Below are 23565 nucleotides of genomic sequence, written 5' to 3'. Positions count from 1 at the left end.
TTAAAACCCCTTTCGGTAATATTGAATCGCTTTTTTCAAATGTCCATTTTCATGGGATAAACAGCGGCGGGCATCTTCAAGTGTTCCGTTTGTCAACACCATAAAGATCGCTGCCTTGATGTCATTGCCGCTTTCTTTTAAAGCTTGCTGGGCCTCATTCTGTGATAATCCGGTGGTATTCATCAGAATGGTGACAGCTCGCCCGGCCAATTTTTGATTGAGCAGCCTCATATTCACCATCTCGTTTTGGTAGACGCGGCCAAGCCTCGCCATTGCAGCTGTTGACAGCATGTTCAAGATCATCTTCTGAGCGGTTCCTGCTTTCAGCCGCGTTGAACCGCGGATAATTTCCGGTCCTGTTTGCACCTCAATCGCGATATCGCTTAATTTGCCCGCTTCTGTATCCGCGTTGCAGCTGATCGAAACAGACGCGGCTCCGAGCTGTTTGGCATAGGATAATGCGCCAAGGACATAAGGTGTCGAGCCGCTCGCTGTGACGCCGATTAAGACGTCATCTTCCGAGAATGATTGCGCTTTCAGTTCGGCGACGATTTTTTCATGGTCATCTTCATTTTCTTCAAGAGGCGTCCACATCGCGTCATATCCGCCGGCGATCAGGCCGGTCCAACGGCTTTCGTCAATAGAGAATGTCGGCGAGAGTTCTGCGGCATCAAGGACTGCGATTCTGCCGCTTGTGCCGGCGCCAGCTGTAAACACTCTTCCGCCTTGCTTAAAACGGCTGACAATCGTATCCGCCGCCTCAGCGATCAGGGGAAGGCAGGGCGTAATGGCGCGAGGGACTGTATAGTCTTCCTCATTCATCAAGGTGACGATATCTAAAGCATTCATTTCATCAAGTGCTTTGCTTTTGTCGTTCGTGTCCTCTGTCTTCTTCATTGTTCTTCCCTCTTCATATCGATGACGAATTTATAGCGGTCGCCTCTGTAAACGGATTTGACTACTTCAAACGGTCTGCCGTCGTCCAAATAGCTCAAACGTTCGATGAGCAGGACGGGTGCGCCTTCCTCGATGTCGAGGGGCTCGCTCTCTGCCGGAGAGGCAATCGCCGGCTCGAGTGTTTGTGCGGCTCGGTCAATCGTAAGGGAGAGCGTATTTTCGACATAGTCATACAAAGATGCGCTCATAATGTCTTCTGTCAGGCCGTTGATAAGGTCGGCGGGCAAATAGGAGATTTCATAAGCCATCGGGATGTCATCGGCGAGACGGATTCGTTTGACTTCATAGACGGAAGCCCCTTCATGTATCTCCAGTTTGCGCGCTGTGCTCTGGTCACACGGAATGACGCCGAAGCCGAGCATTTTTGTGCCGGGTCTCATGCCTCTTGATTTCATGTCCTCGGAAAAGCTTGTCAATCCTTTGAGAGGCTGCTCAATTTTAGGCTCGGCAATAAATGTTCCTTTTCCCCGCTGTCGGACGAGGATGCCTTCATTGACGAGATTGTTGACTGCCTGCCGGACGGTCATCCTGCTTACCTCATATTTTTCTGCAAACTCTCTTTCAGAAGGAATGAGGTCGCCGGGCTTCAAATCTTTTGTTTCGGCAAGCTTTTTAATCTCGGTCTCAATCTGATAGTAAATCGGAATGTGGGAATCTTTTTTGATCAAAAGGCCATACCCCTTTCTTTCACGATTGATAAAGCATCGCTGTCCGCTATGATAACGACGTTCTGGTGTGTTTTTAAGACAGAAGCGGGCGTGTCTTCATTTGGTTCTTCACTGAGAAGCTTCGCCAGGATGCCCGCTTTTTTCTCTCCTGAAACGAGCAGCAGGATCTGCTTGCTTTTCATGATCGTGGAAATGCCCATCGTTATGGCTTGCGACGGGACGGCGTCATAAGAATCAAAATAACGGGCATTGGCTTCTTTCGTTGATTGTGTCAGTTCGACTGTATGCGTTTTCGATGAAAATGGGGTGCCCGGTTCGTTAAATCCGATGTGGCCGTTCAAGCCGAGGCCGAGCACTTGGAGATCAATGCCTCCAAGCCGCTCGATCAGCGCTTCATAGCGGCTGCATTCAGCGTCCAGGTCACAAGCCATTCCGTCCGGAAGATGGGTATGGCTGAGCGGAATGTCAATGTGATCGAAAAGCTGTTTTTTCATATAGAATGTATAGCTGTTTTCATAATCCGGAGAAACGCCGACATACTCGTCTAAGTTAACGGTATAGACGTGCTTGTAAGTCGTTTTGTTATGCGCATGGTCTTCCCTTAAAACCTGATATGTGCCGAGAGGCGTTCCTCCGGTTGCAAGGCCGAGAACAGGCGCAGATAAGCGGTTTACTTTCTCGATGATGAGTCGGGCGGCCGTTTGGCTCATGTCCTGATAATCTTTAGCTTCAATGATTTTCATGGTGAAACCTCCCTTTTGCTGAAAGCAATCACGCCTTTGCAAAGCGTCATCACAACTTCATTTTTTTCATTTAAAATGATCAAATCGGCATCTTTCCCGCTTCGTATGCTGCCTTTTCGGTCAAACACATGAAGCTGCTTGGCGGGATTGACCGCTGTCATGTACACGATATCTTCGAGTGAACATCCTGTAAAATCCATCATGTTCAGAGCAGCCTGGTTCATCTTCAAGATGCTGCCGGCAAGCGTACCATCCTCTAAGACGGCTTTTTCGCCTTTCACGAACACCTCCTGTCCGCCTAATGTATAGGTTCCATTTTTTAAGCATTTTGCGCGCATGGCATCCGTAATTAAAATGATGCCTTCTTTCTGTTTTTGCTGAAATGCCAGCTTGACGACCGCAGGGTGAACATGAATGCCGTCGGCTATGACTTCGGCCTTCAGTTCATCATGCAGAAGGGCGCTTCCGGCCGTCCCCGGCTCGCGATGGTGCAGCCCCCGCATGCCGTTGAACAAATGGGTGACATGGGAGATGCCGGCCTTAATCCCGTCTGCCATTTCTTTGAGTCCGGCGTCGGAGTGGCCGGCGGAAGCCGTGACACCTGTTTCTTTCAAAAAGGAAATTAGTTCCAAAGACCCTTCCAGCTCTGGCGCAAGTGTGACTAATTTAATGTTATTCCCGGAGATGCGCTGCCATTCTTTAAATAACGAAAGATCCGGCGGGATAATATCATCCGGCGGCTGGGCGCCGCACCGCTTTTCTGAAATAAAAGGGCCTTCTAAGTGAACGCCTAATACTTCGGCGGTCCCGGGCTGGCCGCCTGCTTCCTTATAGCGGTGAACGTTTGCCAGCGCATGCTCGATCGTGGCTTTATCCTGGGTCATCGTCGTCGCCAGGAAGCTTGTCGTTCCTTCTTTCGGCAGGGCTTCGGCCATTGTTTGCAAAGCCTCGGCTGTTCCGTCCATGACATCTGCGCCGTTTGCTCCGTGAATATGAACATCAATCATGCCCGGCAGCACTTTGAAGTTCTCCGGAAATGTCAGTTGTTCTGCTGTTGCGGCGGAAGCGGGAATATCAGTCATTGGTCCGTAAGCCTCGATTTTTTCCCCGTTCGTCAGAAGAAATCCGTCTTCTATCATTCCATTTTCACTGTAAATATGAAGATGTTTAAACATATAGCGTTGGGATGGGTTGGTTTTCACAGTCAAAAGTCCTTTCTTGAAAACGTTATCATCAGTATAGAACATTACAACTCTAGTTGTCTAGACCATTAAGAGAATTATTTTTGTCAAATCTGATCATACAGCATCACACTTCATTTAGCCGCTGTGTTGTCAGGTTATGTTCCAAAAAAAAGCCGGCTTATCTGCCGGCTTCGTTATGCTGCTTTAGCATAAATATATTGATTTCTTCCCGCACCGAGTCCTGCACCGATTAAAGCGACCAGCGCACCGATGAACAGTAAAATCGGTCCGTTCCATGAGTGCATGTGATCGTAAAGAAAACCGACAAAGCTTGGACCAATCGCTGCCAGCAAATATCCGGCTGATTGCGACATTCCTGATAATGCCGCTGCTTGATCGGCATTTTCGCTTCTCAGCCCGATTAAAGTCAAGGCTAAACTGATGCTGGATCCTTGTCCGATTCCGATTAAAATGACCCACAGCGTCAGCATCGCTGTATTGCCTCCGTACAATAGCCCTGACATCCCCGCCAAGTATAGGATGCCAAGGGCCAGCACGATGCTTTTTTGGTTTCGGAACCGTCCGGCAAGAACCGGAGTCAAAAATGTCGACGGGAGGCTGGCAAACTGCATCAGCGACAGCATCCAGCCGGCAAGCGACATGCTCATCCCATGCGAACGGAGAATTTCAGGCAGCCAGGCGATCGTGCAGTAAAACAAGAACGACTGTATGCCCATAAAGAATGTGACCTGCCAGGCGATTTTCGAGCGCCAGACCGTTTGGCCGTCCGTCTTTAAGCTGACCGTACGGTTTCCCGTATCATGATAGCGGAGCTGGGGAACCCAGATCAAAATCGCAACAAACGCGAGACCGGCCCAGACCATAAGCGATGCGCTCCATCCCCACGCTAAACCGTGCGACAGCGGAATGCTGATCCCTGAGGCGAGCGCCGCAAAAATCGACATGGCTGTCGTATAGTAACTTGTCATAATTCCCGCTTTGTCAGGAAATTTATGTTTGATCAGGCTGGGCAAGAGCACATTGGAGATGGCGATGCCGACTCCGATCAATGCGGTTCCCGCAAATAGTGTGAAAGCTTCTCCGTAAGAGCGCAGCAAAATCCCGATCAATAAGATGACCAATCCGACCCAGAGGGTTCTCTCATTGCCCAGCTTCTGTCCGAGCTTAGGGGCGATGGGGGACAGGACGGCGAAAGATAACAGCGGCAGCGTCGTCAAGAAGCCGGCCATGCCGTTCGTCAAATCCATATCCGAGCGGATCGAACTGATCAATGGCCCGACAGATGTAATAGCCGGTCTTAAATTAAAAGCGATAAATATGATTCCTGCAATCAATAAGATATTGTTCAAACGGGGGCGTCGAGCGTCAATGTAATGCATGCTGTATTCTCCTTTGCTTTCAGGTGGAAAAGTGACATGAAAAAGAAACCCGGAACATCATCCAAGGTTACTTTTTTGATCTTGCTTCTGAATTTCGGCAATTTTCGCAAGCAGGATATGCTGCGGCATATGCATGATTTGTTCAAGAGGAAGATTTAAGCTTTCCGAAAGTTTTTGCGCCGTTTCGGCAGATATTTGTAAAGGTTTCATAAAGTCCTCCATTTTATATTGTACCCCAGCGTACAGAGTACGCAACAGTGAATATTGACTCCGATATATATTGTAACATCATATGACAAGTGAGTTGGAAGAAAAAGAAAAAAGCGATATAAATAAAGAGGAGGTGATCGTCTTGAATTCGACATTATCTGTGCTGAAAAAGAAATTGTATGAACAGCAGATCAGAGCGAAAGGGCTTTACACATTTGAAGAATACAAAGATATGCGCAATGTGCTGCAAACGCTGCGGATGAAATTTGCGGCCTATGAAGAATGGGATTTGTACCAACATGCGACCGATTTGATGGTCAGCATGCTTTTGAAAAACAATTGGAACAGCCGGCTGGATTAATAGTGGAATAAAAAAACACCTCGGCCGAGGTGTTTAATAAGACCGTTCGTCTTCTTTGTTGTCCTGCCGGTCATAGATGACAAGCTTCGCAGGACGATTCTCTTTCGCCATCTCTTCTCCTTTTTCTACGGCCTCTGTCCTTGTGTCATAAAGCTCAACAGGCGCCGTATCTTCCAGTTTCAAAAACCATCCGTCCGTCTCGGCATTTGGTGTCACCATATAGACCTTCATGAAAAACAACCTCCCCAAACATGTTATTGATTTGTTTTCCCGGATAAATCAGGGGAGCAAACATCCTCATTGTCGTTCTCCCTTTCTATGAAAATATTTCTACAAAAAGCGAGTCTACTTTTTTTCTGTAAAAATGGTAAAATAGACGTTGGATTATTTTTAAATGGGAGGACGGTGCTTAACATGACAGATCTTCTGAATGACAGGCTGCCGCCGCAAAATATCGAAGCCGAACAGGCCGTGTTAGGTGCTGTTTTTTTAGAACCATCAGCTTTAACTTTGGCGTCAGAAGTCTTGATTCCAGATGATTTTTACAGAATGTCGCACCAAAAAATATATAACGCCATGCTTGTTCTTGGAGACCGCGGCGAGCCTGTAGACCTGGTGACGGTGACATCAGAGCTTGCGAACACGGACCTTTTGGAAGAGGTTGGCGGTATTTCTTATTTGACGGATATTGCAAATTCTGTGCCGACAGCGGCTAATATAGAGTATTATGCGAAAATCGTGGAAGAAAAATCGATTCTCCGCCGCTTGATCCGTACGGCAACGACGATTGCTCAAGACGGATATACAAGGGAGGATGAAGTCGAAGACCTCTTAAGCGAAGCAGAAAAAACGATTATGGAAGTCGCCCAGCGCAAAAACTCCGGGGCCTTTCAAAATATTAAAGATGTGCTCGTTCAAACTTACGATAATATCGAACAGCTCCACAACAGAAAAGGGGACATCACCGGGATCCCGACAGGTTTTACCGAGCTTGACCGAATGACGGCGGGCTTTCAAAGAAACGATTTGATCATCGTAGCCGCCCGTCCGTCAGTCGGTAAAACTGCTTTTGCCTTAAACATCGCCCAAAACGTGGCGACTAAAACCGATGAAAGCGTCGCGATCTTCAGCCTTGAGATGGGCGCCGAACAGCTGGTCATGCGGATGCTCTGTGCGGAAGGCAACATCAACGCCCAGAATCTCCGGACCGGAAACCTGACGGAAGAAGATTGGGGCAAGCTGACAATGGCGATGGGAAGCTTATCAAACAGCGGTATTTTCATCGATGATACACCGGGGATCCGCGTCAGCGAAATCCGTTCCAAGTGCAGACGGTTAAAGCAGGAGAACGGCCTCGGCATGATTTTAATCGACTACCTGCAGCTCATCCAAGGAAGCGGCAGATCAAGTGACAACCGTCAGCAGGAAGTGTCGGAAATATCCCGTGCACTGAAAGCGCTGGCGAGGGAGCTTGAAGTTCCAGTCATCGCCCTTTCACAGCTTTCCCGGGGCGTCGAGCAGCGCCAGGACAAGCGTCCGATGATGTCGGACATCCGGGAATCGGGAAGTATCGAGCAGGACGCCGATATCGTTGCGTTCCTGTACCGCGATGATTACTATGACAAAGAATCTGAGAATAAAAACATCATTGAAATCATTATTGCAAAACAAAGGAACGGCCCGGTCGGGACCGTCTCACTCGCTTTTGTAAAAGAATACAATAAGTTCGTCAACCTGGAACGCCGGTTTGATGACGCGGGTGTTGCGCCTGGTGCTTAAATCCCTGAGACATGCTCTCAGGGATTTTTCTTTTTTCTTGCATTGCGGTTTTTACCGATTTCAAATAACCCCGTTGCGGTTAATCCGGCAAGTCCTCCGGACCATAAACGGAGCACGAGTTCAAGGTCTGTAAAAGGATATGCTGCGGCCCCGATCAGCAAACCTATCAAGAGTGAAACGAGCGGAATCAAGTTTTTCGGCACCTTGAACGTCTTCTTCACCAATTCGACCAGCGCCAAAATAATCGGCGATAAAACAGATGCAAAAATTAATACCGTCTCCATCGGCATCTCCCTCCTTACTTATTGAATATTTGTGTTGCCGGTTTTTTATGTGTCTTTGTCCAAGAAAAACGCTTATTTTTAAGATTTGACTTACAGACTGTCTATTAAAAAGAAAATATATGAAATTTGCTTTATAATAACGAACAAATGTGTTTGGTGTTAAAATTAATGTTCGGATTTCCGATTGACTTTGCGGGATGACACTGATAAACTGAATGTGTTTGATATTGATATCGTTTGAAAAGGTTAACGGAGGTGCACGGATATGTCTTCAGTAGTTGTTGTAGGTACGCAGTGGGGTGACGAAGGAAAAGGCAAAATCACCGATTTTCTTTCCGAAAACGCAGAGGTAATCGCACGGTACCAAGGCGGAAATAACGCAGGACATACAATTAAATTCAACGGGGTAACGTACAAACTGCATTTGATTCCATCCGGTATTTTTTATAAGGATAAAACGTGTGTGATCGGCAACGGAATGGTTGTTGATCCGAAAGCATTGGTGACGGAGCTGGCTTATCTTCATGAGCGGAACGTCAGCACGGACAACTTGAGAATCTCCAACAGGGCCCATGTCATTCTGCCGTATCATTTAAAGCTTGATGCGGTCGAAGAAGAGCGGAAAGGGGCCAATAAAATCGGCACGACGAAAAAAGGAATCGGCCCGGCTTATATGGACAAAGCCGCTCGCGTCGGAATCCGCATCGCCGATCTGCTGGATAGAGAAGTCTTTGAAGAAAAGCTCGCCCGCAATTTAGAAGAAAAAAACCGTCTGCTGGAAAAAATGTACGATGCGGAAGGATTTAAAATAGAAGACATTTTAGACGAATACTATGAGTACGGCCAGCAGATCAAACAATATGTCTGCGACACGTCCGTCGTCTTAAACGACGCGCTTGATGACGGCCGCCGCGTCTTATTCGAAGGGGCGCAAGGGGTTATGCTTGATATCGACCAAGGAACATATCCGTTTGTTACATCTTCAAACCCTGTCGCCGGCGGCGTAACGATCGGCTCAGGTGTGGGACCGACAAAAATCCAGCATGTCGTTGGTGTATCGAAAGCTTACACAACGCGTGTCGGAGACGGGCCGTTCCCGACAGAGCTGAACAATGAGATCGGAGACCAAATCCGTGAGGTCGGCCGCGAATACGGAACAACTACAGGGCGCCCGCGCCGCGTCGGCTGGTTTGACAGCGTGGTTGTCCGCCATGCCCGCCGCGTCAGCGGAATTACCGACCTTTCATTAAATTCAATTGACGTATTGACCGGTATTGAAACATTGAAAATCTGTGTCGCTTACAAATACCGCGGCGAGATCCTCGAAGAGTTCCCGGCAAGCTTAAAAGCGCTCGCTGAATGTGAGCCTGTCTATGAAGAAATGCCGGGCTGGACAGAAGATATCACAGGAGCGAAAAGCTTGAGCGATCTGCCTGAAAATGCCCGCCATTATCTAGAGCGAGTTTCTCAGCTGACAGGCATTCCGCTTTCTATTTTCTCAGTCGGTCCTGACCGCTCTCAAACAAATGTGGTGAGAAGCGTTTATCGTCCGAACTAAATTCCAGAAGAGCCTCTGCAGTTCGCAGGGGCTTTGTTTTTCAAGGACAAGGAGGGCAAACGGGTGGAACGTGTCGATGTTGTATATTCATTCGTGGAAGAGAACGGAAACATCCTGATGGTGAAAAATAAGAAAAATCAATCGTGGACGCTGCCGGGCGGCAAGGTGGAAGCTGGAGAATCGCTAACAGAAGCCGCGGCGAGAGAAATGAAGGAAGAAACAGGCTATGGAATTCAGCCTCTTGATATATTAGCTATAAATGAAGCGATTATCGGCGGCGAGCATGTATATTTCATCGTCTTTAGAGCCCGGATCACCGATCGTCCGGATGGCATCACGTTTGACGAGAACATTGTTGAAGCCAAGTGGATGCCGCTTCATGAAGCTGACCGGCTGCTGTCTGTATTCCATCCGAACGGAATCATGCACTGGCTGAACCGCGAAGGGGCGGAGTATCATCACGAAGGGAAAAAATAATAGAAAAAAATAAAAAAATATATTGCCACTTCTGTTCGTTCTATGATAATATAAATCTCGTTGTTGCGAAAACAACGAAACGAGCCATTAGCTCAGTTGGTAGAGCACGTCCGAATAAGCTTCGGAGAATTCGCTTCAGCGTACACATCGAGAGACATCTCGAAAAAGCTTCCTGAGATGTGGACGTCGTTATTTCAGATTAAATCTAAGGGTGTATTTTAATCTTGAGCCATTAGCTCAGTTGGTAGAGCATCTGACTTTTAATCAGAGGGTCGAAGGTTCGAGTCCTTCATGGCTCACCATTTCCCTGGCCCGTTGGTCAAGCGGTTAAGACACCGCCCTTTCACGGCGGTAACACGGGTTCGAATCCCGTACGGGTCATTGATTTACTTTAGCGTAATTGCTAAATCCCCGCTTGCTCCGGAGGAGACCACGATTCTTCTCCGAAGCAGGTACTGTAAATATGCAAGGTCCGGTAGTTCAGTTGGTTAGAATGCCTGCCTGTCACGCAGGAGGTCGCGGGTTCGAGTCCCGTCCGGACCGCCATTTTAAAAAAGTTACATACCTGGCTCGGTAGCTCAGTTGGTAGAGCAACGGACTGAAAATCCGTGTGTCGGCGGTTCGATTCCGTCCCGAGCCACTCTAAAGCGCGTCTGTTTTTAAGCAGATGCGTTTTCTTTTAGCTGAAAACAAGGAAATAAAATGCTGAAGGAATAAAAAGGGGAAAAAAGGGAGGCCGGTAACCCGGCCGAAGAAGAAGACGTTACTATATAGACGGTCTTGAAGGGGAAGATGTTTCATTTTTCAGTAAAAAAAGTCACAAAAATTTAATTGTTGTGATAAAAGCGGAAAAATAGCAGGTGGATTTAATTTCCAAACGTTTTCCTTTGAACTATTTTTTTAACTTTTGCTTCATAAACGTTATAATGTATAAGAAATCTATTTTCTAGAAAGTGTTTTTTAATGAAGACATGCAGTGTACTTGATATAAAACTTAGGCAGCCATCCGCTGGCTGTATTGTATCCAAACTCTGAACCAGGGGGAACGAATAATGGAAAAAAAGATACTAGTTGTAGATGATGAAAAGCCGATTGCTGATATTTTAGAGTTTAATCTGAAAAAAGAGGGCTATGAAGTCCATTGCGCATACGACGGCAATGAAGCGCTTCAGATGGTTGAGGATCTCAACCCTGATATGATTCTGCTCGACATCATGCTTCCGAACAAGGACGGTGTGGAAGTGTGCCGTGAAGTCCGCAAAAAATATGATATGCCCATCATTATGCTGACAGCAAAGGATTCGGAAATCGATAAAGTCATCGGTCTTGAACTGGGAGCTGACGACTATGTGACAAAACCGTTCAGCACTCGCGAACTGCTCGCGCGTGTCAAAGCGAACTTGAGAAGACAGAACACAGCGGCTCCTGCCGAAGAAGAATCGTCTTCAAACGAAATTCAAATCGGATCGCTCGTCATTTTTCCGGATGCCTACGTCGTTTCAAAACGAGACGAGACAATCGAACTGACGCATCGGGAATTCGAACTGCTGCATTACCTTGCTAAACATATCGGGCAGGTCATGACGCGTGAGCATCTGCTGCAAACCGTGTGGGGATACGACTACTTTGGAGATGTCCGGACAGTTGACGTTACGGTCAGACGCCTTCGCGAAAAAATCGAGGATAATCCGAGTCACCCAAGCTGGATCGTCACAAGGCGCGGTGTCGGCTACTATTTGAGAAATCCGGAACAGGACTAATACCGAAATGAATAAAGTCAGTTTTTTCCGCTCGATTCATTTTAAGTTTACCTTAATATACGTTCTGCTGATTATCGTTGCCATGCAGATTATCGGCGTCTACTTTGTCAATGAGATGGAGAAGTCACTTCTTAAATCATATAATGACTCTCTTGACCAGCGGGTGAACAACCTCTCGTATTATCTGGAACAGGAAATGACGAAGGATAGAAGCACGTCTTCCTCGACTACCTTGAAAGAAGACGCAGAGCGGATTCTAAATGATTTCAGCAAGGAAGGCGAAATTCTCGAAGTCAGTCTGATTGATAAAAGCTATGAAGTCATCGCGACCTCCAATCCTTATAACCGGGAGGTGGCGGGGAAAAAGACAACAGAGGGCATTATTAAAAGGACACTGCTTGTCGGTATTCCGTACGAAAACAAATTTTTCGACCCGGAGCGTGACAGCAAAGTGCGGATTTCAGTCACGCCGATTAAAAAATCGAATCAAGAGACGATCGGGGCCATTTATGTCGTGGCATCGATGGATAATGTCTACAATCAAATCCGGACGATCAACACCATTTTAGCGTCTGGAACTTTTATTGCGCTTGGAATCACTGCATTCCTCGGAATTTTTGTCGCGCGAACGATTACACATCCGCTGTCAGATATGAGAAAGCAGGCCATTGAACTGGCGAAAGGAAATTTCTCAAGAAAAGTCAGGAAGTACGGAAACGACGAAATCGGCCAGCTGGCCACAACGTTTAATTATTTAACGAGAGAGCTGAAAGAAGCTCAATCCATGACAGAAGGCGAACGAAAAAAACTATCTTCTGTTATTGCCTATATGACAGACGGGGTTATCGCGACAAACCGAAATGGCGCGATTATTTTGCTTAATACGCCGGCACTGGAGCTTTTAAATGTTTCACGTGAAACGGCTCTCGAAATGCCGATCACCTCACTGCTCGGCCTTGAAGATGAATACACGTTCGAAGATTTGGTTGAACAGCAGGACTCGCTCCTTCTTGAAATTGAACAGGAAGAACGGACGTCTGTGCTTCGCGTCAATTTCTCGGTCATCCAAAAAGAGCACGGAAAGATTGATGGGTTGATTGCGGTTATTTACGATGTCACAGAACAAGAGCAGATCGATCAAGAACGGAGAGAATTTGTGGCAAATGTCTCCCACGAACTCAGAACGCCGCTCACCACAATGCGCAGCTATTTAGAAGCGCTTGCGGAAGGCGCGTGGCAGGATCCAAACATTGCGCCGCGCTTCTTGAATGTGACACAGAATGAAACAGAGCGCATGATCAGACTTGTCAACGACTTGCTGCAGCTTTCTAAGTTTGACAGCAAGGACTACCAATTCAATAAAGAATGGATTCATTTTATCCGTTTCTTCTCATTGATTATTGAGCGCTTTGAAATGACGAAAGAGCAGCATGTTGAGTTTATCAGCAATCTGCCGGATAGAGAATTGTATGTTGAAATCGATCCGGACAAGATTACGCAAGTGCTGGATAATATCATTTCAAATGCATTGAAATATTCCCCTGAAGGAGGCCATATCACGTTCTCTGTTGATGTAAATGAAGAAGAAGAGCTTCTTTATATCAGTGTCAAAGACGAAGGTGTCGGCATTCCGAGAAAAGACATGGAGAAGATCTTCGAGCGTTTCTACCGTGTCGATAAAGCCAGAACAAGAAGACTCGGCGGTACGGGGCTTGGTCTTGCGATCGCAAAAGAAATGGTACAAGCCCATGGCGGCGACATTTGGGCCGACAGTATCGAAGGAAAAGGAACAACGATCACATTTACCCTGCCATATAAAGAAGAACAAGAGGATGATTGGGATGAAGCGTGAAACAATTAAAACGATAATACTGTCCCTTTTGGTTTTGATCAGTCTTCTTTTTACTTTTAATATTTGGGGATTTCAGGGGAATTACGAAAAAGTGGAAGATTCACAGGCTCAGGTCAGCGATAAACAGCCGATTACAAATCAGACAAAGTTGCTAAATGAAGCCGTCAAACCGCAGCAAATGTTCATTCATGAGAATGGACAGCATTATTTGCTGAATGATACGACGCTCTATTCTCAGCTCTGGGACGACATGAGCCGATGGGAAGTCAAATCGTTAAAGGATATCTCGGACAAATTTGACAGGCAGCAGTTCAAAAACTGGCTGTACGCTAAAAATAAAGACTCCAAATTGGATCTCGTTTTTAGCGACAATATTCCAATCGATGTGCTGCAGCTGCTTTTCAAATGGTCCGCCAACTCTTATGAATACAACTCTTTTGACAGAATCGTTCTTCCTTTCAATGAAGGACGGGGCATGAAAAAAATCTACTTTGTATCCTTCAGCAAAGAGACGGTTGTTGAAGCGGTGATTGAATCGGCAAATTACCGCAACATCCTTGCAGACATTGAAAAAGAAAAATCGCAGATGCCTCTTTACGAGGACTTTGCAATCAATTCTCGCAGAGATGTCTTGCTTCCGGTTAATAGGCTGAAGCTGTCTGAAAAAGAGTATTTTACAGAAACGATCAGCCCGACGCGTTTTAAAAAAGCTTTATTTGATGATCCGCAAACCGTCCGGCAGGAAACCAACTTAAACCGACCGGTATATACGGATGGAACAAGCCTTTTGGAGGTCTACTCGAACAACAGGCAGATTAAGTTCCAGCACCGCAACCTGGAACCGAGTTCTGCTTATCAAAATGGAGAGCTGATCAATAAAAGCTTTAAATATTTAAACGACACGGGAAGCTGGACGGATGATTATCAATTTTTCGGCTTGAATGAAAATCAGCAGATCAACTTTAATCTGTTTATGGATCAGCTGCCGGTCGTTAACAGCCAAAACCAGCCTTTCGGAACGACAGCGATTGAACTTCGCTGGGCAAACAACGACATATTGGATTATAAACACCCAACATATGTCTTGGGCGCAAACGCTAATCCGGTCAGCAAAAAGGATAAAGAAATCATGAGCGGAGAAGAATTGATTCAGTTCCTGCAAGACAATGAAGAGTATGACTTTGATAAGATTGAGCAAATCTTTCCTGCCTATGAAATGGTCTCAGTATCAGAGGAACAAGACCCTCTTGTAAAACTTGTACCGACTTGGTGCATTAAAATAAACGGTACGATAAAGCCGGTATCAAAGAAAGATTCAGCGGTGAAGGAGGGCATTGAGAGTGGAGTGGAATAGAACAAAAACAATCTTCATTATCGTCTTCCTCATCCTTGATATCTTTTTGGCCTTTCAATACTTTGATAAGCGCAGCAACAATCAGTTTCCGATTTTAGAAAAATCAACGCTGCAGGAAGATATGAAAGCAGACCACATTTCATATGGCAACTTGTCTAAAGAGACGTCAAAAGGTTCCTCAATCTCTGCACAAAAGCGAGTCTTTAAGCAAAGCGAGATTAAATCGTTAAAAGGGCAAAAGCCGAAGGCGTTAATGAATACCGCAAAAGAGAACGCTTTGACGGAAATAGAAATGGAATTTGAAACACCCATTGCACTTCCGAAAGCGGATATGGAGACAAAAGCAAGGGAAATCGTGAACGAAGAGATTATCGACGGCAACAAGTACAAGCTTTGGAAAGTCGATAAATCGGGAAAACAGATCGTTTTCTTCCAAACCTATAATGGAAATTACATTTTTCAGGATCGGCAAAACGATGATAACACAGAGATGGGCGAAGTCGTTCTGTACCTGAATAATAAAAACGAAGTTGTTTCATATAAGCAGTCGATGCTGCAGGATATAAAAGAAGTCAAAACGGAAAGTTTGATCTCCGCAGTCGGAGCGGTTGAAGCTTTGTACTATCCGGATTATTTGAAGAAGTACAGCAAAATTAAATCAGCCGAGCTTGGCTATTTCACGCAGTATCCGCTGGCAAGCGCGCAAATTTTCGTGCCCGTTTGGCGGATCGAAGTGGAGCGCAAAACGGACGATAAAACCATTCACGAAGAATTTATCGTGGATGCACGGGATGGAGCGCTTCTTCAATCACAAGAGAAAAAGGAAAAATCATAATGGAGTGAGAAACCATGAGCCTGCAATTTAGCGTACTTGCGAGCGGGAGTACCGGTAATGCTTTATATTTGGAAACCGATGACCACGCTTTTTTAGTTGACGCAGGACTTAGCGGGAAGGCGATGGAAGGGCTGATGGCGCAAATTGATCGAAAGCTTGATCAGCTTGACGGCATTTTTGTTACGCATGAGCACAGTGATCATATAAAAGGACTTGGTGTGCTGGCAAGAAAATATGAGCTGCCCGTTTACGCCAATGAAAAAACGTGGAAGGCGATGGAAGGGCATATCGGCAAAATGGATAACGGCCAAAAATTCGTGTTTCCAATGGAAACCGTCAAATCGTTCGGCTCCCTCGATGTCGAATCGTTTGGCGTATCCCACGACGCCGCAGAGCCGATGTTTTATGTTTTTCATTACAATGGCCGAAAGCTCGCTTTGATTACGGATACGGGCTATGTCAGCGACAGAATGAAAGGCATTATCCGCTCGGCAAACGCTTTTGTTTTTGAAAGCAATCATGATGTCGGCATGCTGCAAATGGGCCGCTATCCGTGGAACATCAAGCGCCGGATCTTAAGCGACGTCGGACATGTATCCAATGAGGACGCAGCACTCGCAATGACTGATGTAATCGGTGATGAGACATCGAGAATTTATTTGGCTCATTTAAGCCAGGACAACAACATGAAAGAGCTGGCGAGAATGTCCGTCCAGCAAACGTTGGCTGCCAAAGGATTTGCAGCGGGAGAAACGTTTGACTTATATGATACCGATCCTAAGAAACCGACACCTCTTGTAGCGGTGTAAATTTTACTGATTGAATGATTAATCTGCGGGCAGATGATCCACACTATATACATATATCGTTCCTTGAAAGGATTTGAATATAGTGGAGTTTAATCATGATGAGGAAAAATTCGTTCGGGAAAAGCCGGTGAGAAATTGGAGAAGCTTTTTGTTTTCAAGCCTGGTCGGCGCCGTTATCGGCGCTCTTTTAACAGTGTTTGCCCTGCCGTATCTCTCGCAGCAGGGATGGCTGCCGTACAATCTGCAAGTCATTGAAGCGCGCGGAGGTCAAGGAGCTCAGCAGGGCGGTGCGGTCCGCAATGTATCCGTCAACGTGAACAATGAAGTCACACAAGTGGTCTCTAAGGTTTCTGATTCTGTTGTCGGCGTTATCAACATCCAAAAAACCGGTGTATGGGATGGAGACAGCGAAGCGGGAACAGGCTCGGGCGTTATTTATAAAAAGGACGGCAAAACATCCCACATTGTGACCAACCACCATGTCATTGAAGGGGCATCCCAAATTGAAGTCAGTCTGAATGACGGAACGCGGATTCCGGCAAAACTGATCGGCAGTGATAAACTGATGGATCTGGCCGTCCTGCAAGTCAGCAGCAATAAAATAAAAGCGGCTGCTGAATTCGGAGATTCTGATAAAGTGAAGACAGGCGAGCCTGTCATCGCGATTGGAAACCCGCTCGGCCTGCAGTTTTCAGGGTCTGTTACACAAGGAATCATCTCAGGAACCGAACGCGCTGTTCCGGTCGATTCAAACGGAGACGGACAGCCGGACTGGAATGCCGAAGTATTGCAGACGGATGCTGCCATTAACCCGGGCAACAGCGGAGGCGGACTGTTTAATATTGATGGAAAAGTCATCGGCATTAATTCGATGAAAATCGCTGAATCAGCCGTCGAAGGCATCGGTCTGAGCATCCCTGCCAACCTTGCCATTCCGGTTATCGAAGATTTGGAAACGTACGGAGAAGTAAGACGGCCGTATTTCGGAATTGAGATGAAATCACTTGGCGATATTGCAAGCTACCACTGGCAGGAAACGCTTAAACTGCCGAAAGACGTAACATCAGGGGTTGTTGTAATGGGCGTTCAGCCGGTGTCTCCTGCAGGCAGAGCCGGTTTGAAAGAGCTTGATGTCATCGTCGAATTCAACGGTGACCGCGTTTACGATATCGTTGATCTGCGTAAAAAGCTTTACACCAAAAACGTCGGCGATAAGGTGAAAATCAAATACCTGCGGGGCGGAAAAGAAAGAACAACAGAAGTAAAGCTGTCACGATCCAAATTGGGAAGCTGATAAAGACAGTCTGGCCGGTACGGCCGGGCTGTTTTTTTATTATGCCAAGTCTGAGGAATGATCGTCAAAAGTCAAAAATGGGATAGTTAGAGAGGAAAATAAGACTTTCCGGATGAATAATCGGGTTTTTAGGGTGTGAAATCGAGGTTTTTGCTTCAATAAAAATGAGAGTTTCTAAAAAATGGACAAAACATCATATTGCGTTTCAATTTCGCGTACGATATGATGATTTAAACATTTTGGCAAAGGCAGATTCACTGCGAAAATCAGGGCGGAAAGGGAGATAGGATGAGTCAGCATGCACTTGTATTACAATCTGATTTTGGCCTTGATGACGGGGCGGTAAATGCGATGTACGGTGTGGCTTATTCAGTTGACAGTTCACTCCGGATTTTTGATTTGACGCACAACATTCCCGTTTTTCACATTTGGGAGGCTTCCTATCGGCTGCTGCAGTCCGTTTCTTATTGGCCTGAAGGCACTGTCTTCGTGTCTGTCGTCGATCCAGGTGTCGGTTCGGAACGCCGCAGCGTCGCAGTCAGAACCTCTTCCGATCAATATATCATCACACCGGACAACGGAACACTCACCCATATCAGCCGGCAGAATGGGATTGTCGAAGTGCGCTATCTTGATGAAGCGCAAAACAGGCTTCCGAGATCAGGCGAATCACATACTTTCCATGGACGCGACATTTACGCTTACACCGGGGCAAGACTGGCAGCCGGGATTCTCAGCTTCGACCGGATCGGTCCTGAAGTTTCAACAGATTCCATCGTCAAACTTCCGGTCATGGAAGCTTATATCGAAAATGATTGGATAACCGGAACGATCGACATTTTAGATATCCGGTTTGGAAACCTTTGGACAAATATCAGCCGTAAACTGTTCAAGTCACTTGACGTTCAATACGGAGATCCTGTGGAAGTGGTTATCAAACACGAGGACACCAAAGTCTATCAGCAAACGATGGCTTTTGGACGGTCGTTTGCTGATATGCCGGTCGGTAAGCCGGTTGTTTATATCAATTCATTAGACCGCCTGGGTATTGCCCTCAATCAAGGATCCTTTGCCAAAACACACCATATTGGCACCGGCATCAACTGGCAGATTTCTCTTCAAAAAAGTATACAGCGGTAAACAAAAGAGCCTGAATTCCAATCAGGCTCTTTGTTTTTTGTTTCATTCTTATGACATAAAAACGGTTGTCACACATTTTTCAGCTAATCGAGAAGGCGGCAATCCTTTTTAAAAAATAGTACATTTGTCATATTGGTACCTAAGTCATATTGTCTAAAAGCGGAGAAAAGAATATATTGAGGGGGTGTGCCGCTGCTATGAAAAAATTCATTCAATTCATTTGTTTGGAAAACGAGTGTCCGGAGGAATGATATGAACGACAATGTGCAGACTGCGTTGAAAACGCTGTCTAATGTAAAGAGCAGAAGTATCGTGTCCGTTTTTGTGCTATGTCTGATCACACTGGGGGTTTACATACCATACTGGTTTCTATCCAGGAAAAAAAGCTTCGATTTGCTGCCTTATCATGATATTCCCTACACCACGTTAAAAGCTATCATATTTTATCATTTATTTTCGATTCCAATTAGAATATCAGCAAAAATCGCTTTTCCTGACATGCATTACAGCCTTTATATGCTGCTCGACCGCGTGATTTTGATTCTGTCCGCAGGTGTTTTGATTTACTGCGCACTGGTGGTGACCGCTTCATTAAACAAGCTCTCAGGCAAAGAACCTGCGAATGGATCCATTTTTGCGTTCCTTTTGAATGTCATTTACATTCAGCACAGAATCAATAAACTTTCCGAGCCGAAAAGCGAATGGCTGAGCAAAGCATCATGATCAATAAACAAGGAAGTGAAGCACAATTTGATGTTGAAATCAAAAATTAAAATTGACTTAAACAAACCGAGAAAAAAACCGGCAATCCGTTTAATGCCAATGACGGAAGAAGACTTTAAGACATACCATGCCTATTCCATCCAGCATTACGCCATGGAGAAAGTAAAAGCGGGCACATGGACAGTGGCGGAAGCGATGGAGAAAGCAGAAGAGCAATTTGCAGCTCTTTTGCCAAACGGCATTGAAACGAACAACCATCATCTATGGTCAATCAAGGAAGACAGCGAGGATGCCGCAGGCTGGCTTTGGCTCTACGCTGACCCGCACCATCCTCAAAAGGAAGCATTTATTTACGATTTCGGGCTTTATGAAGCGTATCGAGGGCAGGGAATCGGCCAGCAGGCTTTAGCCGTCTTAGAAGAAGAGGCAAAGCAATTAGGAGTCCAAAAGCTGTCCCTGCATGTATTCGCCCATAATAAAAAGGCGAAGCGGCTTTATGAAAAAATGAATTTTGAGACGACGGATTTGCATATGAGCAAGAGGCTGTAAGATCAAGGCTGTGAAGCTTTGATCTTTTTTCATGTCCAATGTTCCACATGAAACACAGTATGTCATTATTCCTATTTGAGAGAGGTGGGAAATAAAGAAAAAAAGACAAAATGATTCGAATGAACCCCTTTATGTTACGCAATGACAGATTGCATATTACAAAGGTAAAAATATGACGAATAATGTCCTATTGATTGTCGAATTTCTGCAGGTGAACACGAAATAAGGATTAGGTAAAATGATATAGTTTTTTTATTCAGGTCAAAAAAAAGAATCCATATACCTAAGAAAATCCCAATTTGACACTTCAATGGATTTTGATTTATTGCATTCAATATAGTACATTTTGATATGGAAAGTGGAAAAGTATAGATGACAAGGATAAAAAGACCTGGAAGAACAGTTTTAAGGAAAGAAGAGTGTTTCAGCATGAGTAAGGAATTAGAAGAATTTCCGAAAATAAAAGCCATATATGCGGTGTTATTAACAATCATAACGTCTGGCATATACATCCCGTACTGGTTTCTTTCAAGAAGAAAGAATTTAGAACGATGCCAAATTAAGCTCCCCTATGTCGCCATTAAAGTGACGCTGCTGCTAAGCGTCTTTTCAATTTTGGAGCCTTTTTGGACTTTTTACTCAATCACATTTCAAAGAGAAGAGTTGCTGCCATACAGCAACAGCATTTTGCTTCTCCCGCTGCGCCCCGGACACAGCTTCCTCCCGCAGCTCTCATTTCTCCTTTTTTGGACGATAAATCTAGTTAGTGCATTTAAGGTTAGAAAATCGTTTATGAGGTTGTCTAAAAAGCCGGTTAACGGGTTTTGGACTTTCATTCTTAACGTTTCATATTTGCAGCATATCACGAATCAGCATTCTTTAGTTGTTCAGGAAAAAAGAGAAGTAGTATAAAAAAAGATTAGAGCATCAGCGAGGGTAGCTGGTGTTTTTTATTTAGGGAAAACAGAGTTATCCAGAGGAATATAAAAAGCTTGTGGATAACCGCGCGAAGTCATGCTAAAACCTACTAACATGTGCATAAATAGGGTATATTGAATAAGGAGCTTTTTTTATAAAAGAGCCCAATGATACAGATATTGGAGGGACTTTTATGAAGTCTTGCGAAGAGCATATTGAAACCGTCATTGACATGTATGTGGATGAAGAAGAATTGGCCCCTGAAATCAGAAAAATCGAACATACACACAGTTTATCCACAACCTGTGAATTGTGCGATAAGCCTGCAGTATATATAGTGGGGAACGAATGATCGGACACTAAATACACAACCTTTATCCACAATTGTGGATAATGCATCTGAATAACTTGTTCTTAAAGTGGGGATGACCTGTGAATATATCAATCGTAGCAATCGGAAAACTAAAAGAAAAATATTTAAAACAAGGAATTGACGAATACATCAAACGGCTTTCGGCATACGCAAAAGTCGACATCATCGAACTGCCGGACGAAAAAGCGCCGGAAAATTTAAGTGACCAGGACATGAAAATCGTCAAAGACAAAGAAGGCGAACGAATCCTCTCCAAAATCAGCCCCGACGCCCACGTCATCGCCTTGGCAATCGAAGGAAAAATGAAAAGTTCGGAAGAATTAGCCGATAATATGGATAGACTCGCCACATATGGAAAGAGCAAGGTAACCTTCCTCATCGGCGGCTCACTCGGCTTGAGCGACGCCGTCCTGAAGCGCGCAGATGAAAAGCTGTCGTTTTCAAGGATGACGTTCCCGCATCAGCTGATGAGGCTGATTTTGCTGGAACAGGTTTATCGGGCGTTTCGGATTAATCGGGGGGAGCCTTATCATAAATAGACAGGATTTTTAACAATATAAAGGGAAGTAATCATCATATCTATTACTTCCTTTCCTTTTATGTAAATAAGAGACTTCCATTTGCCAAAGAGTAGTTTCTTCTCTTTAGCAATGATATAATAGAGGTGAGAAAGTCAATTAAGTTAGGTTTTCACAAATTAATATTGTATATAAAATTTTTTGTCAATGAGGTGTTTTATACATTGATCGACTTTTCAGACTTCTACAAAAAATATAACTTAAAAAGTTATCCATTTGATAAATACACAAGTGAAAAAGAAGTGGAATTTAGCTCAAAATTATTTGTTAAACAGGCTGATTATTCATTAATTAAAGACACTTTCGATAGAGGTGAAACATTAACCTTAATTGGAAATAGAGGAACAGGTAAAACAGCAGTTTTAATGGAGTTGGATAGATCGATTTTAGATCGTTCGAAAAAACTAATTTGTTATATAGATAATTTTGAAGAAATTAAATTTAAAAAATCGACGACTGAAATAAACGAATCCGAATATTATTATTTAATTGCAAAAAAGATTACTATACAACTTGTAGAAAATACTATAGCTAAAAAGAAAGCAATAAGAAAATTAAGCGAAGATGACAAAATATTCTTTTCATATTTAATTTCAGAATTCTTAGATGAAGTAACAAAAGAAAGAATAGTTGAAAAAATAGAAAATATTCAACTCAGCTTTTTGAAAAAATTAGCCAATAAATTCAGTAAAATAATACACTTATTTGCGAATTATGGTGTAGAAGCAGCAACAAGTTCCTTAAATGCAATAATTACCGCCCACTATCCTAAGTTACCACAAATTAACGAAAAACAAATGAAAAATATTTTTCCGTATTTAGAATTCCAAGTTGAAAAAAATTTCAATAATATTGAAAAAGGATTTAGTTTTTTGAAAAGAGTTTGTAAGTTAGTGAACAAAATAGGATTTGATAGAATAATAGTTTTTTTGGATAAGTTGGATGAGGACACTAGATTTGAGAGTGATGCACAAGAAATCGCAAATTTTATAAAGCCCTTGTTGAGTAGCAGTAACTTACAAGAAAACAAGGATATACAATTAGTAACTTCTGTTTGGAAAATACCTTTTAATTATATCAAACACGCGGTTAGAACACAGAAATATAAATTTTATGATCTTGAATGGAAAGATGAAGAGCTTGTTCATGTTTTTAATAAAAGAATTGAAGTATTTACAGATGGTAATCCAATAAAATTTGAGGATTTTTTTGAAGATGTTGAAATAACTCCTGAAATTAAAGAATTGTCAAATAAAAACCCTAGGGATTTATGGCATATATTCAATTATATGTTAAGAGAGCAATTTTTAAATAATTGGCATGAAAATAAATTAGAAAATAAAAATATTGAATTAGCAATGGAAAAATACGTTAAAGAATTTAATTACTTTGAATATTATCCAAGAGTTAAAAATGCAAGATCTAATTCTATGGATATATATAAGTATTCTAATCACTTAATAAAATTAACTAGTGACGAATTTACAGCAAACCAGTTAAATTCTGAAGCTGGTACAGGAAGCTCAACGCAAAATTATATTACTAGTATGCAGAGAATAGGTTTAGTAAAAGCATTGGATAGAAAGAGAGCAGGAGGAACCTTATATAAGATAATAGACCCTAAGATTAGATATGCTCGTAAATATAAGCTTAAACTAGAAAAATGAAATTTTCATAGTAAACTATATTTTTAGTCATAGTATAATATAACGGTGTTTATTTGTTATTATACTTTGATAATTACATCTTAGGAAAAAGT

The 23565-nt window shown here is 44.0% G+C and carries 25 protein-coding genes and 4 tRNA genes; 21 read left to right on the top strand and 8 right to left on the bottom strand.

Going from position 1 to position 23565, the window contains the following annotated elements; genetic code table 11:
• The 6 genes from murQ to MHH76_RS21515 form a co-directional block, all read right to left on the bottom strand.
• Nucleotides 1-897, bottom strand: coding sequence for an N-acetylmuramic acid 6-phosphate etherase (gene murQ, locus MHH76_RS21540; RefSeq protein WP_020453631.1), 897 nt, complete (start codon nucleotides 895-897; stop codon nucleotides 1-3).
• Entirely contained in the window at nucleotides 894-1625 is a 732-nt protein-coding gene (locus MHH76_RS21535) for a GntR family transcriptional regulator (protein ID WP_020453630.1), read from the bottom strand. The genes murQ and MHH76_RS21535 overlap by 4 nt, the downstream gene beginning before the upstream one ends.
• Nucleotides 1622-2368: a glucosamine-6-phosphate deaminase gene (gene nagB, locus MHH76_RS21530; protein ID WP_020453629.1), complete on the bottom strand. Its 747-nt coding sequence runs from the start codon at nucleotides 2366-2368 to the stop codon at nucleotides 1622-1624. Before nagB ends, MHH76_RS21535 begins: the two co-directional genes overlap by 4 nt.
• A complete protein-coding gene (nagA, locus tag MHH76_RS21525) occupies nucleotides 2365-3615 on the bottom strand; it encodes an N-acetylglucosamine-6-phosphate deacetylase (RefSeq protein WP_025810496.1) in 1251 nt (416 codons plus the stop codon). Before nagA ends, nagB begins: the two co-directional genes overlap by 4 nt.
• Before the next feature lie 131 nt (nucleotides 3616-3746).
• The gene (locus MHH76_RS21520; protein ID WP_020453627.1) at nucleotides 3747-4952 is read right to left on the bottom strand and encodes an MFS transporter; all 1206 of its coding nucleotides are present in this window, start codon (nucleotides 4950-4952) and stop codon (nucleotides 3747-3749) included.
• Nucleotides 4953-5009: 57 nt separating this feature from the next.
• Nucleotides 5010-5162: a YycC family protein gene (locus MHH76_RS21515; protein WP_020453626.1), complete on the bottom strand. Its 153-nt coding sequence runs from the start codon at nucleotides 5160-5162 to the stop codon at nucleotides 5010-5012.
• 142 nt (nucleotides 5163-5304) lie between these two features.
• Here MHH76_RS21515 and MHH76_RS21510 point away from each other — a divergent pair, with 142 nt between their 5' ends.
• The gene (locus tag MHH76_RS21510; RefSeq protein WP_025810497.1) at nucleotides 5305-5523 is read left to right on the top strand and encodes a hypothetical protein; all 219 of its coding nucleotides are present in this window, start codon (nucleotides 5305-5307) and stop codon (nucleotides 5521-5523) included.
• 33 nt (nucleotides 5524-5556) lie between these two features.
• Here the strand turns inward: MHH76_RS21510 and MHH76_RS21505 are convergent, their stop codons facing one another.
• Nucleotides 5557-5754: a DUF2188 domain-containing protein gene (locus MHH76_RS21505; protein ID WP_020453624.1), complete on the bottom strand. Its 198-nt coding sequence runs from the start codon at nucleotides 5752-5754 to the stop codon at nucleotides 5557-5559.
• A 183-nt stretch (nucleotides 5755-5937) separates the two neighbouring features.
• Between MHH76_RS21505 and dnaB the strand changes: the two genes are divergently transcribed.
• Complete coding sequence (dnaB, locus tag MHH76_RS21500; protein ID WP_020453623.1) at nucleotides 5938-7302, top strand: replicative DNA helicase; 1365 nt, start codon at nucleotides 5938-5940, stop codon at nucleotides 7300-7302.
• Between the two features lie 17 nt (nucleotides 7303-7319).
• Here the strand turns inward: dnaB and MHH76_RS21495 are convergent, their stop codons facing one another.
• A complete protein-coding gene (locus MHH76_RS21495) occupies nucleotides 7320-7586 on the bottom strand; it encodes a holin (RefSeq protein WP_020453622.1) in 267 nt (88 codons plus the stop codon).
• A 265-nt stretch (nucleotides 7587-7851) separates the two neighbouring features.
• Here MHH76_RS21495 and MHH76_RS21490 point away from each other — a divergent pair, with 265 nt between their 5' ends.
• From MHH76_RS21490 to MHH76_RS21400, 19 genes are all read left to right on the top strand, one after another.
• On the top strand, nucleotides 7852-9144 hold the full coding sequence (locus MHH76_RS21490) for an adenylosuccinate synthase (protein ID WP_020453621.1): 1293 nt from the start codon (nucleotides 7852-7854) through the stop codon (nucleotides 9142-9144).
• A 63-nt stretch (nucleotides 9145-9207) separates the two neighbouring features.
• Entirely contained in the window at nucleotides 9208-9621 is a 414-nt protein-coding gene (locus MHH76_RS21485) for an NUDIX hydrolase (RefSeq protein ID WP_043054531.1), read from the top strand.
• A gap of 226 nt (nucleotides 9622-9847) precedes the next feature.
• Nucleotides 9848-9923 (top strand) — tRNA-Lys (locus MHH76_RS21480).
• 7 nt (nucleotides 9924-9930) lie between these two features.
• Nucleotides 9931-10002: transfer RNA gene (locus tag MHH76_RS21475), tRNA-Glu, on the top strand.
• 88 nt (nucleotides 10003-10090) lie between these two features.
• A tRNA-Asp gene (locus tag MHH76_RS21470) sits at nucleotides 10091-10167 on the top strand.
• Nucleotides 10168-10188: 21 nt separating this feature from the next.
• Nucleotides 10189-10261 (top strand) — tRNA-Phe (locus MHH76_RS21465).
• 412 nt (nucleotides 10262-10673) lie between these two features.
• A complete protein-coding gene (gene walR, locus MHH76_RS21460) occupies nucleotides 10674-11381 on the top strand; it encodes a cell wall metabolism DNA-binding response regulator WalR (protein WP_003177967.1) in 708 nt (235 codons plus the stop codon).
• 7 nt (nucleotides 11382-11388) lie between these two features.
• Nucleotides 11389-13233, top strand: a complete 1845-nt coding sequence (gene walK / locus MHH76_RS21455; RefSeq protein ID WP_020453619.1) for a cell wall metabolism sensor histidine kinase WalK — start codon at nucleotides 11389-11391, stop codon at nucleotides 13231-13233.
• Nucleotides 13223-14587, top strand: a complete 1365-nt coding sequence (gene yycH, locus MHH76_RS21450) for a two-component system activity regulator YycH (protein ID WP_043054530.1) — start codon at nucleotides 13223-13225, stop codon at nucleotides 14585-14587. Before walK ends, yycH begins: the two co-directional genes overlap by 11 nt.
• Complete coding sequence (gene yycI, locus MHH76_RS21445) at nucleotides 14574-15422, top strand: two-component system regulatory protein YycI (RefSeq protein WP_020453617.1); 849 nt, start codon at nucleotides 14574-14576, stop codon at nucleotides 15420-15422. Before yycH ends, yycI begins: the two co-directional genes overlap by 14 nt.
• A gap of 14 nt (nucleotides 15423-15436) precedes the next feature.
• Entirely contained in the window at nucleotides 15437-16231 is a 795-nt protein-coding gene (locus MHH76_RS21440) for an MBL fold metallo-hydrolase (protein WP_003177960.1), read from the top strand.
• Between the two features lie 82 nt (nucleotides 16232-16313).
• A complete protein-coding gene (locus tag MHH76_RS21435; RefSeq protein WP_026580409.1) occupies nucleotides 16314-17525 on the top strand; it encodes a trypsin-like peptidase domain-containing protein in 1212 nt (403 codons plus the stop codon).
• 288 nt (nucleotides 17526-17813) lie between these two features.
• A complete protein-coding gene (locus MHH76_RS21430) occupies nucleotides 17814-18665 on the top strand; it encodes an S-adenosyl-l-methionine hydroxide adenosyltransferase family protein (RefSeq protein ID WP_043054529.1) in 852 nt (283 codons plus the stop codon).
• Between the two features lie 252 nt (nucleotides 18666-18917).
• Entirely contained in the window at nucleotides 18918-19388 is a 471-nt protein-coding gene (locus tag MHH76_RS21425; RefSeq protein ID WP_020453614.1) for a hypothetical protein, read from the top strand.
• A gap of 30 nt (nucleotides 19389-19418) precedes the next feature.
• Nucleotides 19419-19937, top strand: a complete 519-nt coding sequence (locus MHH76_RS21420; protein ID WP_043054528.1) for a GNAT family N-acetyltransferase — start codon at nucleotides 19419-19421, stop codon at nucleotides 19935-19937.
• 429 nt (nucleotides 19938-20366) lie between these two features.
• A complete protein-coding gene (locus MHH76_RS21415; protein ID WP_043054527.1) occupies nucleotides 20367-20849 on the top strand; it encodes a DUF4234 domain-containing protein in 483 nt (160 codons plus the stop codon).
• Between the two features lie 199 nt (nucleotides 20850-21048).
• The gene (locus MHH76_RS21410; protein WP_003177948.1) at nucleotides 21049-21207 is read left to right on the top strand and encodes a CxxH/CxxC protein; all 159 of its coding nucleotides are present in this window, start codon (nucleotides 21049-21051) and stop codon (nucleotides 21205-21207) included.
• Between the two features lie 80 nt (nucleotides 21208-21287).
• On the top strand, nucleotides 21288-21767 hold the full coding sequence (gene rlmH / locus MHH76_RS21405; RefSeq protein WP_043054526.1) for a 23S rRNA (pseudouridine(1915)-N(3))-methyltransferase RlmH: 480 nt from the start codon (nucleotides 21288-21290) through the stop codon (nucleotides 21765-21767).
• Nucleotides 21768-21970: 203 nt separating this feature from the next.
• Complete coding sequence (locus MHH76_RS21400; RefSeq protein WP_043054525.1) at nucleotides 21971-23473, top strand: hypothetical protein; 1503 nt, start codon at nucleotides 21971-21973, stop codon at nucleotides 23471-23473.
• Nucleotides 23474-23565: the final 92 nt, after the last annotated feature.

Source organism: Bacillus sp. FSL L8-0193, from assembly GCF_037976065.1.
In the GTDB taxonomy this organism is placed as follows: domain Bacteria; phylum Bacillota; class Bacilli; order Bacillales; family Bacillaceae; genus Bacillus; species Bacillus paralicheniformis.
The sequence above is the reverse complement of the archived record's forward strand: the minus strand, read 5'-3'. Positions and strand labels throughout refer to the sequence as shown.

What these genes read in the sequence shown, in the direction of transcription:
- murQ (WP_020453631.1), bottom strand. Translation starts at nt 897, where the DNA reads ATGAAGAAGACAGAGGACACGAACGACAAAAGCAAAGCACTTGATGAA.
- nagB (WP_020453629.1), bottom strand. Translation starts at nt 2,368, where the DNA reads ATGAAAATCATTGAAGCTAAAGATTATCAGGACATGAGCCAAACGGCC.
- nagA (WP_025810496.1), bottom strand. Translation starts at nt 3,615, where the DNA reads ATGTTCTATACTGATGATAACGTTTTCAAGAAAGGACTTTTGACTGTG.
- MHH76_RS21520 (WP_020453627.1), bottom strand. Translation starts at nt 4,952, where the DNA reads ATGCATTACATTGACGCTCGACGCCCCCGTTTGAACAATATCTTATTG.
- MHH76_RS21515 (WP_020453626.1), bottom strand. Translation starts at nt 5,162, where the DNA reads ATGAAACCTTTACAAATATCTGCCGAAACGGCGCAAAAACTTTCGGAA.
- MHH76_RS21505 (WP_020453624.1), bottom strand. Translation starts at nt 5,754, where the DNA reads ATGAAGGTCTATATGGTGACACCAAATGCCGAGACGGACGGATGGTTT.
- dnaB (WP_020453623.1), top strand. Translation starts at nt 5,938, where the DNA reads ATGACAGATCTTCTGAATGACAGGCTGCCGCCGCAAAATATCGAAGCC.
- MHH76_RS21495 (WP_020453622.1), bottom strand. Translation starts at nt 7,586, where the DNA reads ATGGAGACGGTATTAATTTTTGCATCTGTTTTATCGCCGATTATTTTG.
- MHH76_RS21490 (WP_020453621.1), top strand. Translation starts at nt 7,852, where the DNA reads ATGTCTTCAGTAGTTGTTGTAGGTACGCAGTGGGGTGACGAAGGAAAA.
- walR (WP_003177967.1), top strand. Translation starts at nt 10,674, where the DNA reads ATGGAAAAAAAGATACTAGTTGTAGATGATGAAAAGCCGATTGCTGAT.
- walK (WP_020453619.1), top strand. Translation starts at nt 11,389, where the DNA reads ATGAATAAAGTCAGTTTTTTCCGCTCGATTCATTTTAAGTTTACCTTA.
- yycH (WP_043054530.1), top strand. Translation starts at nt 13,223, where the DNA reads ATGAAGCGTGAAACAATTAAAACGATAATACTGTCCCTTTTGGTTTTG.
- MHH76_RS21440 (WP_003177960.1), top strand. Translation starts at nt 15,437, where the DNA reads ATGAGCCTGCAATTTAGCGTACTTGCGAGCGGGAGTACCGGTAATGCT.
- MHH76_RS21430 (WP_043054529.1), top strand. Translation starts at nt 17,814, where the DNA reads ATGAGTCAGCATGCACTTGTATTACAATCTGATTTTGGCCTTGATGAC.
- MHH76_RS21425 (WP_020453614.1), top strand. Translation starts at nt 18,918, where the DNA reads ATGAACGACAATGTGCAGACTGCGTTGAAAACGCTGTCTAATGTAAAG.
- MHH76_RS21420 (WP_043054528.1), top strand. Translation starts at nt 19,419, where the DNA reads ATGTTGAAATCAAAAATTAAAATTGACTTAAACAAACCGAGAAAAAAA.
- MHH76_RS21415 (WP_043054527.1), top strand. Translation starts at nt 20,367, where the DNA reads ATGAGTAAGGAATTAGAAGAATTTCCGAAAATAAAAGCCATATATGCG.
- MHH76_RS21410 (WP_003177948.1), top strand. Translation starts at nt 21,049, where the DNA reads ATGAAGTCTTGCGAAGAGCATATTGAAACCGTCATTGACATGTATGTG.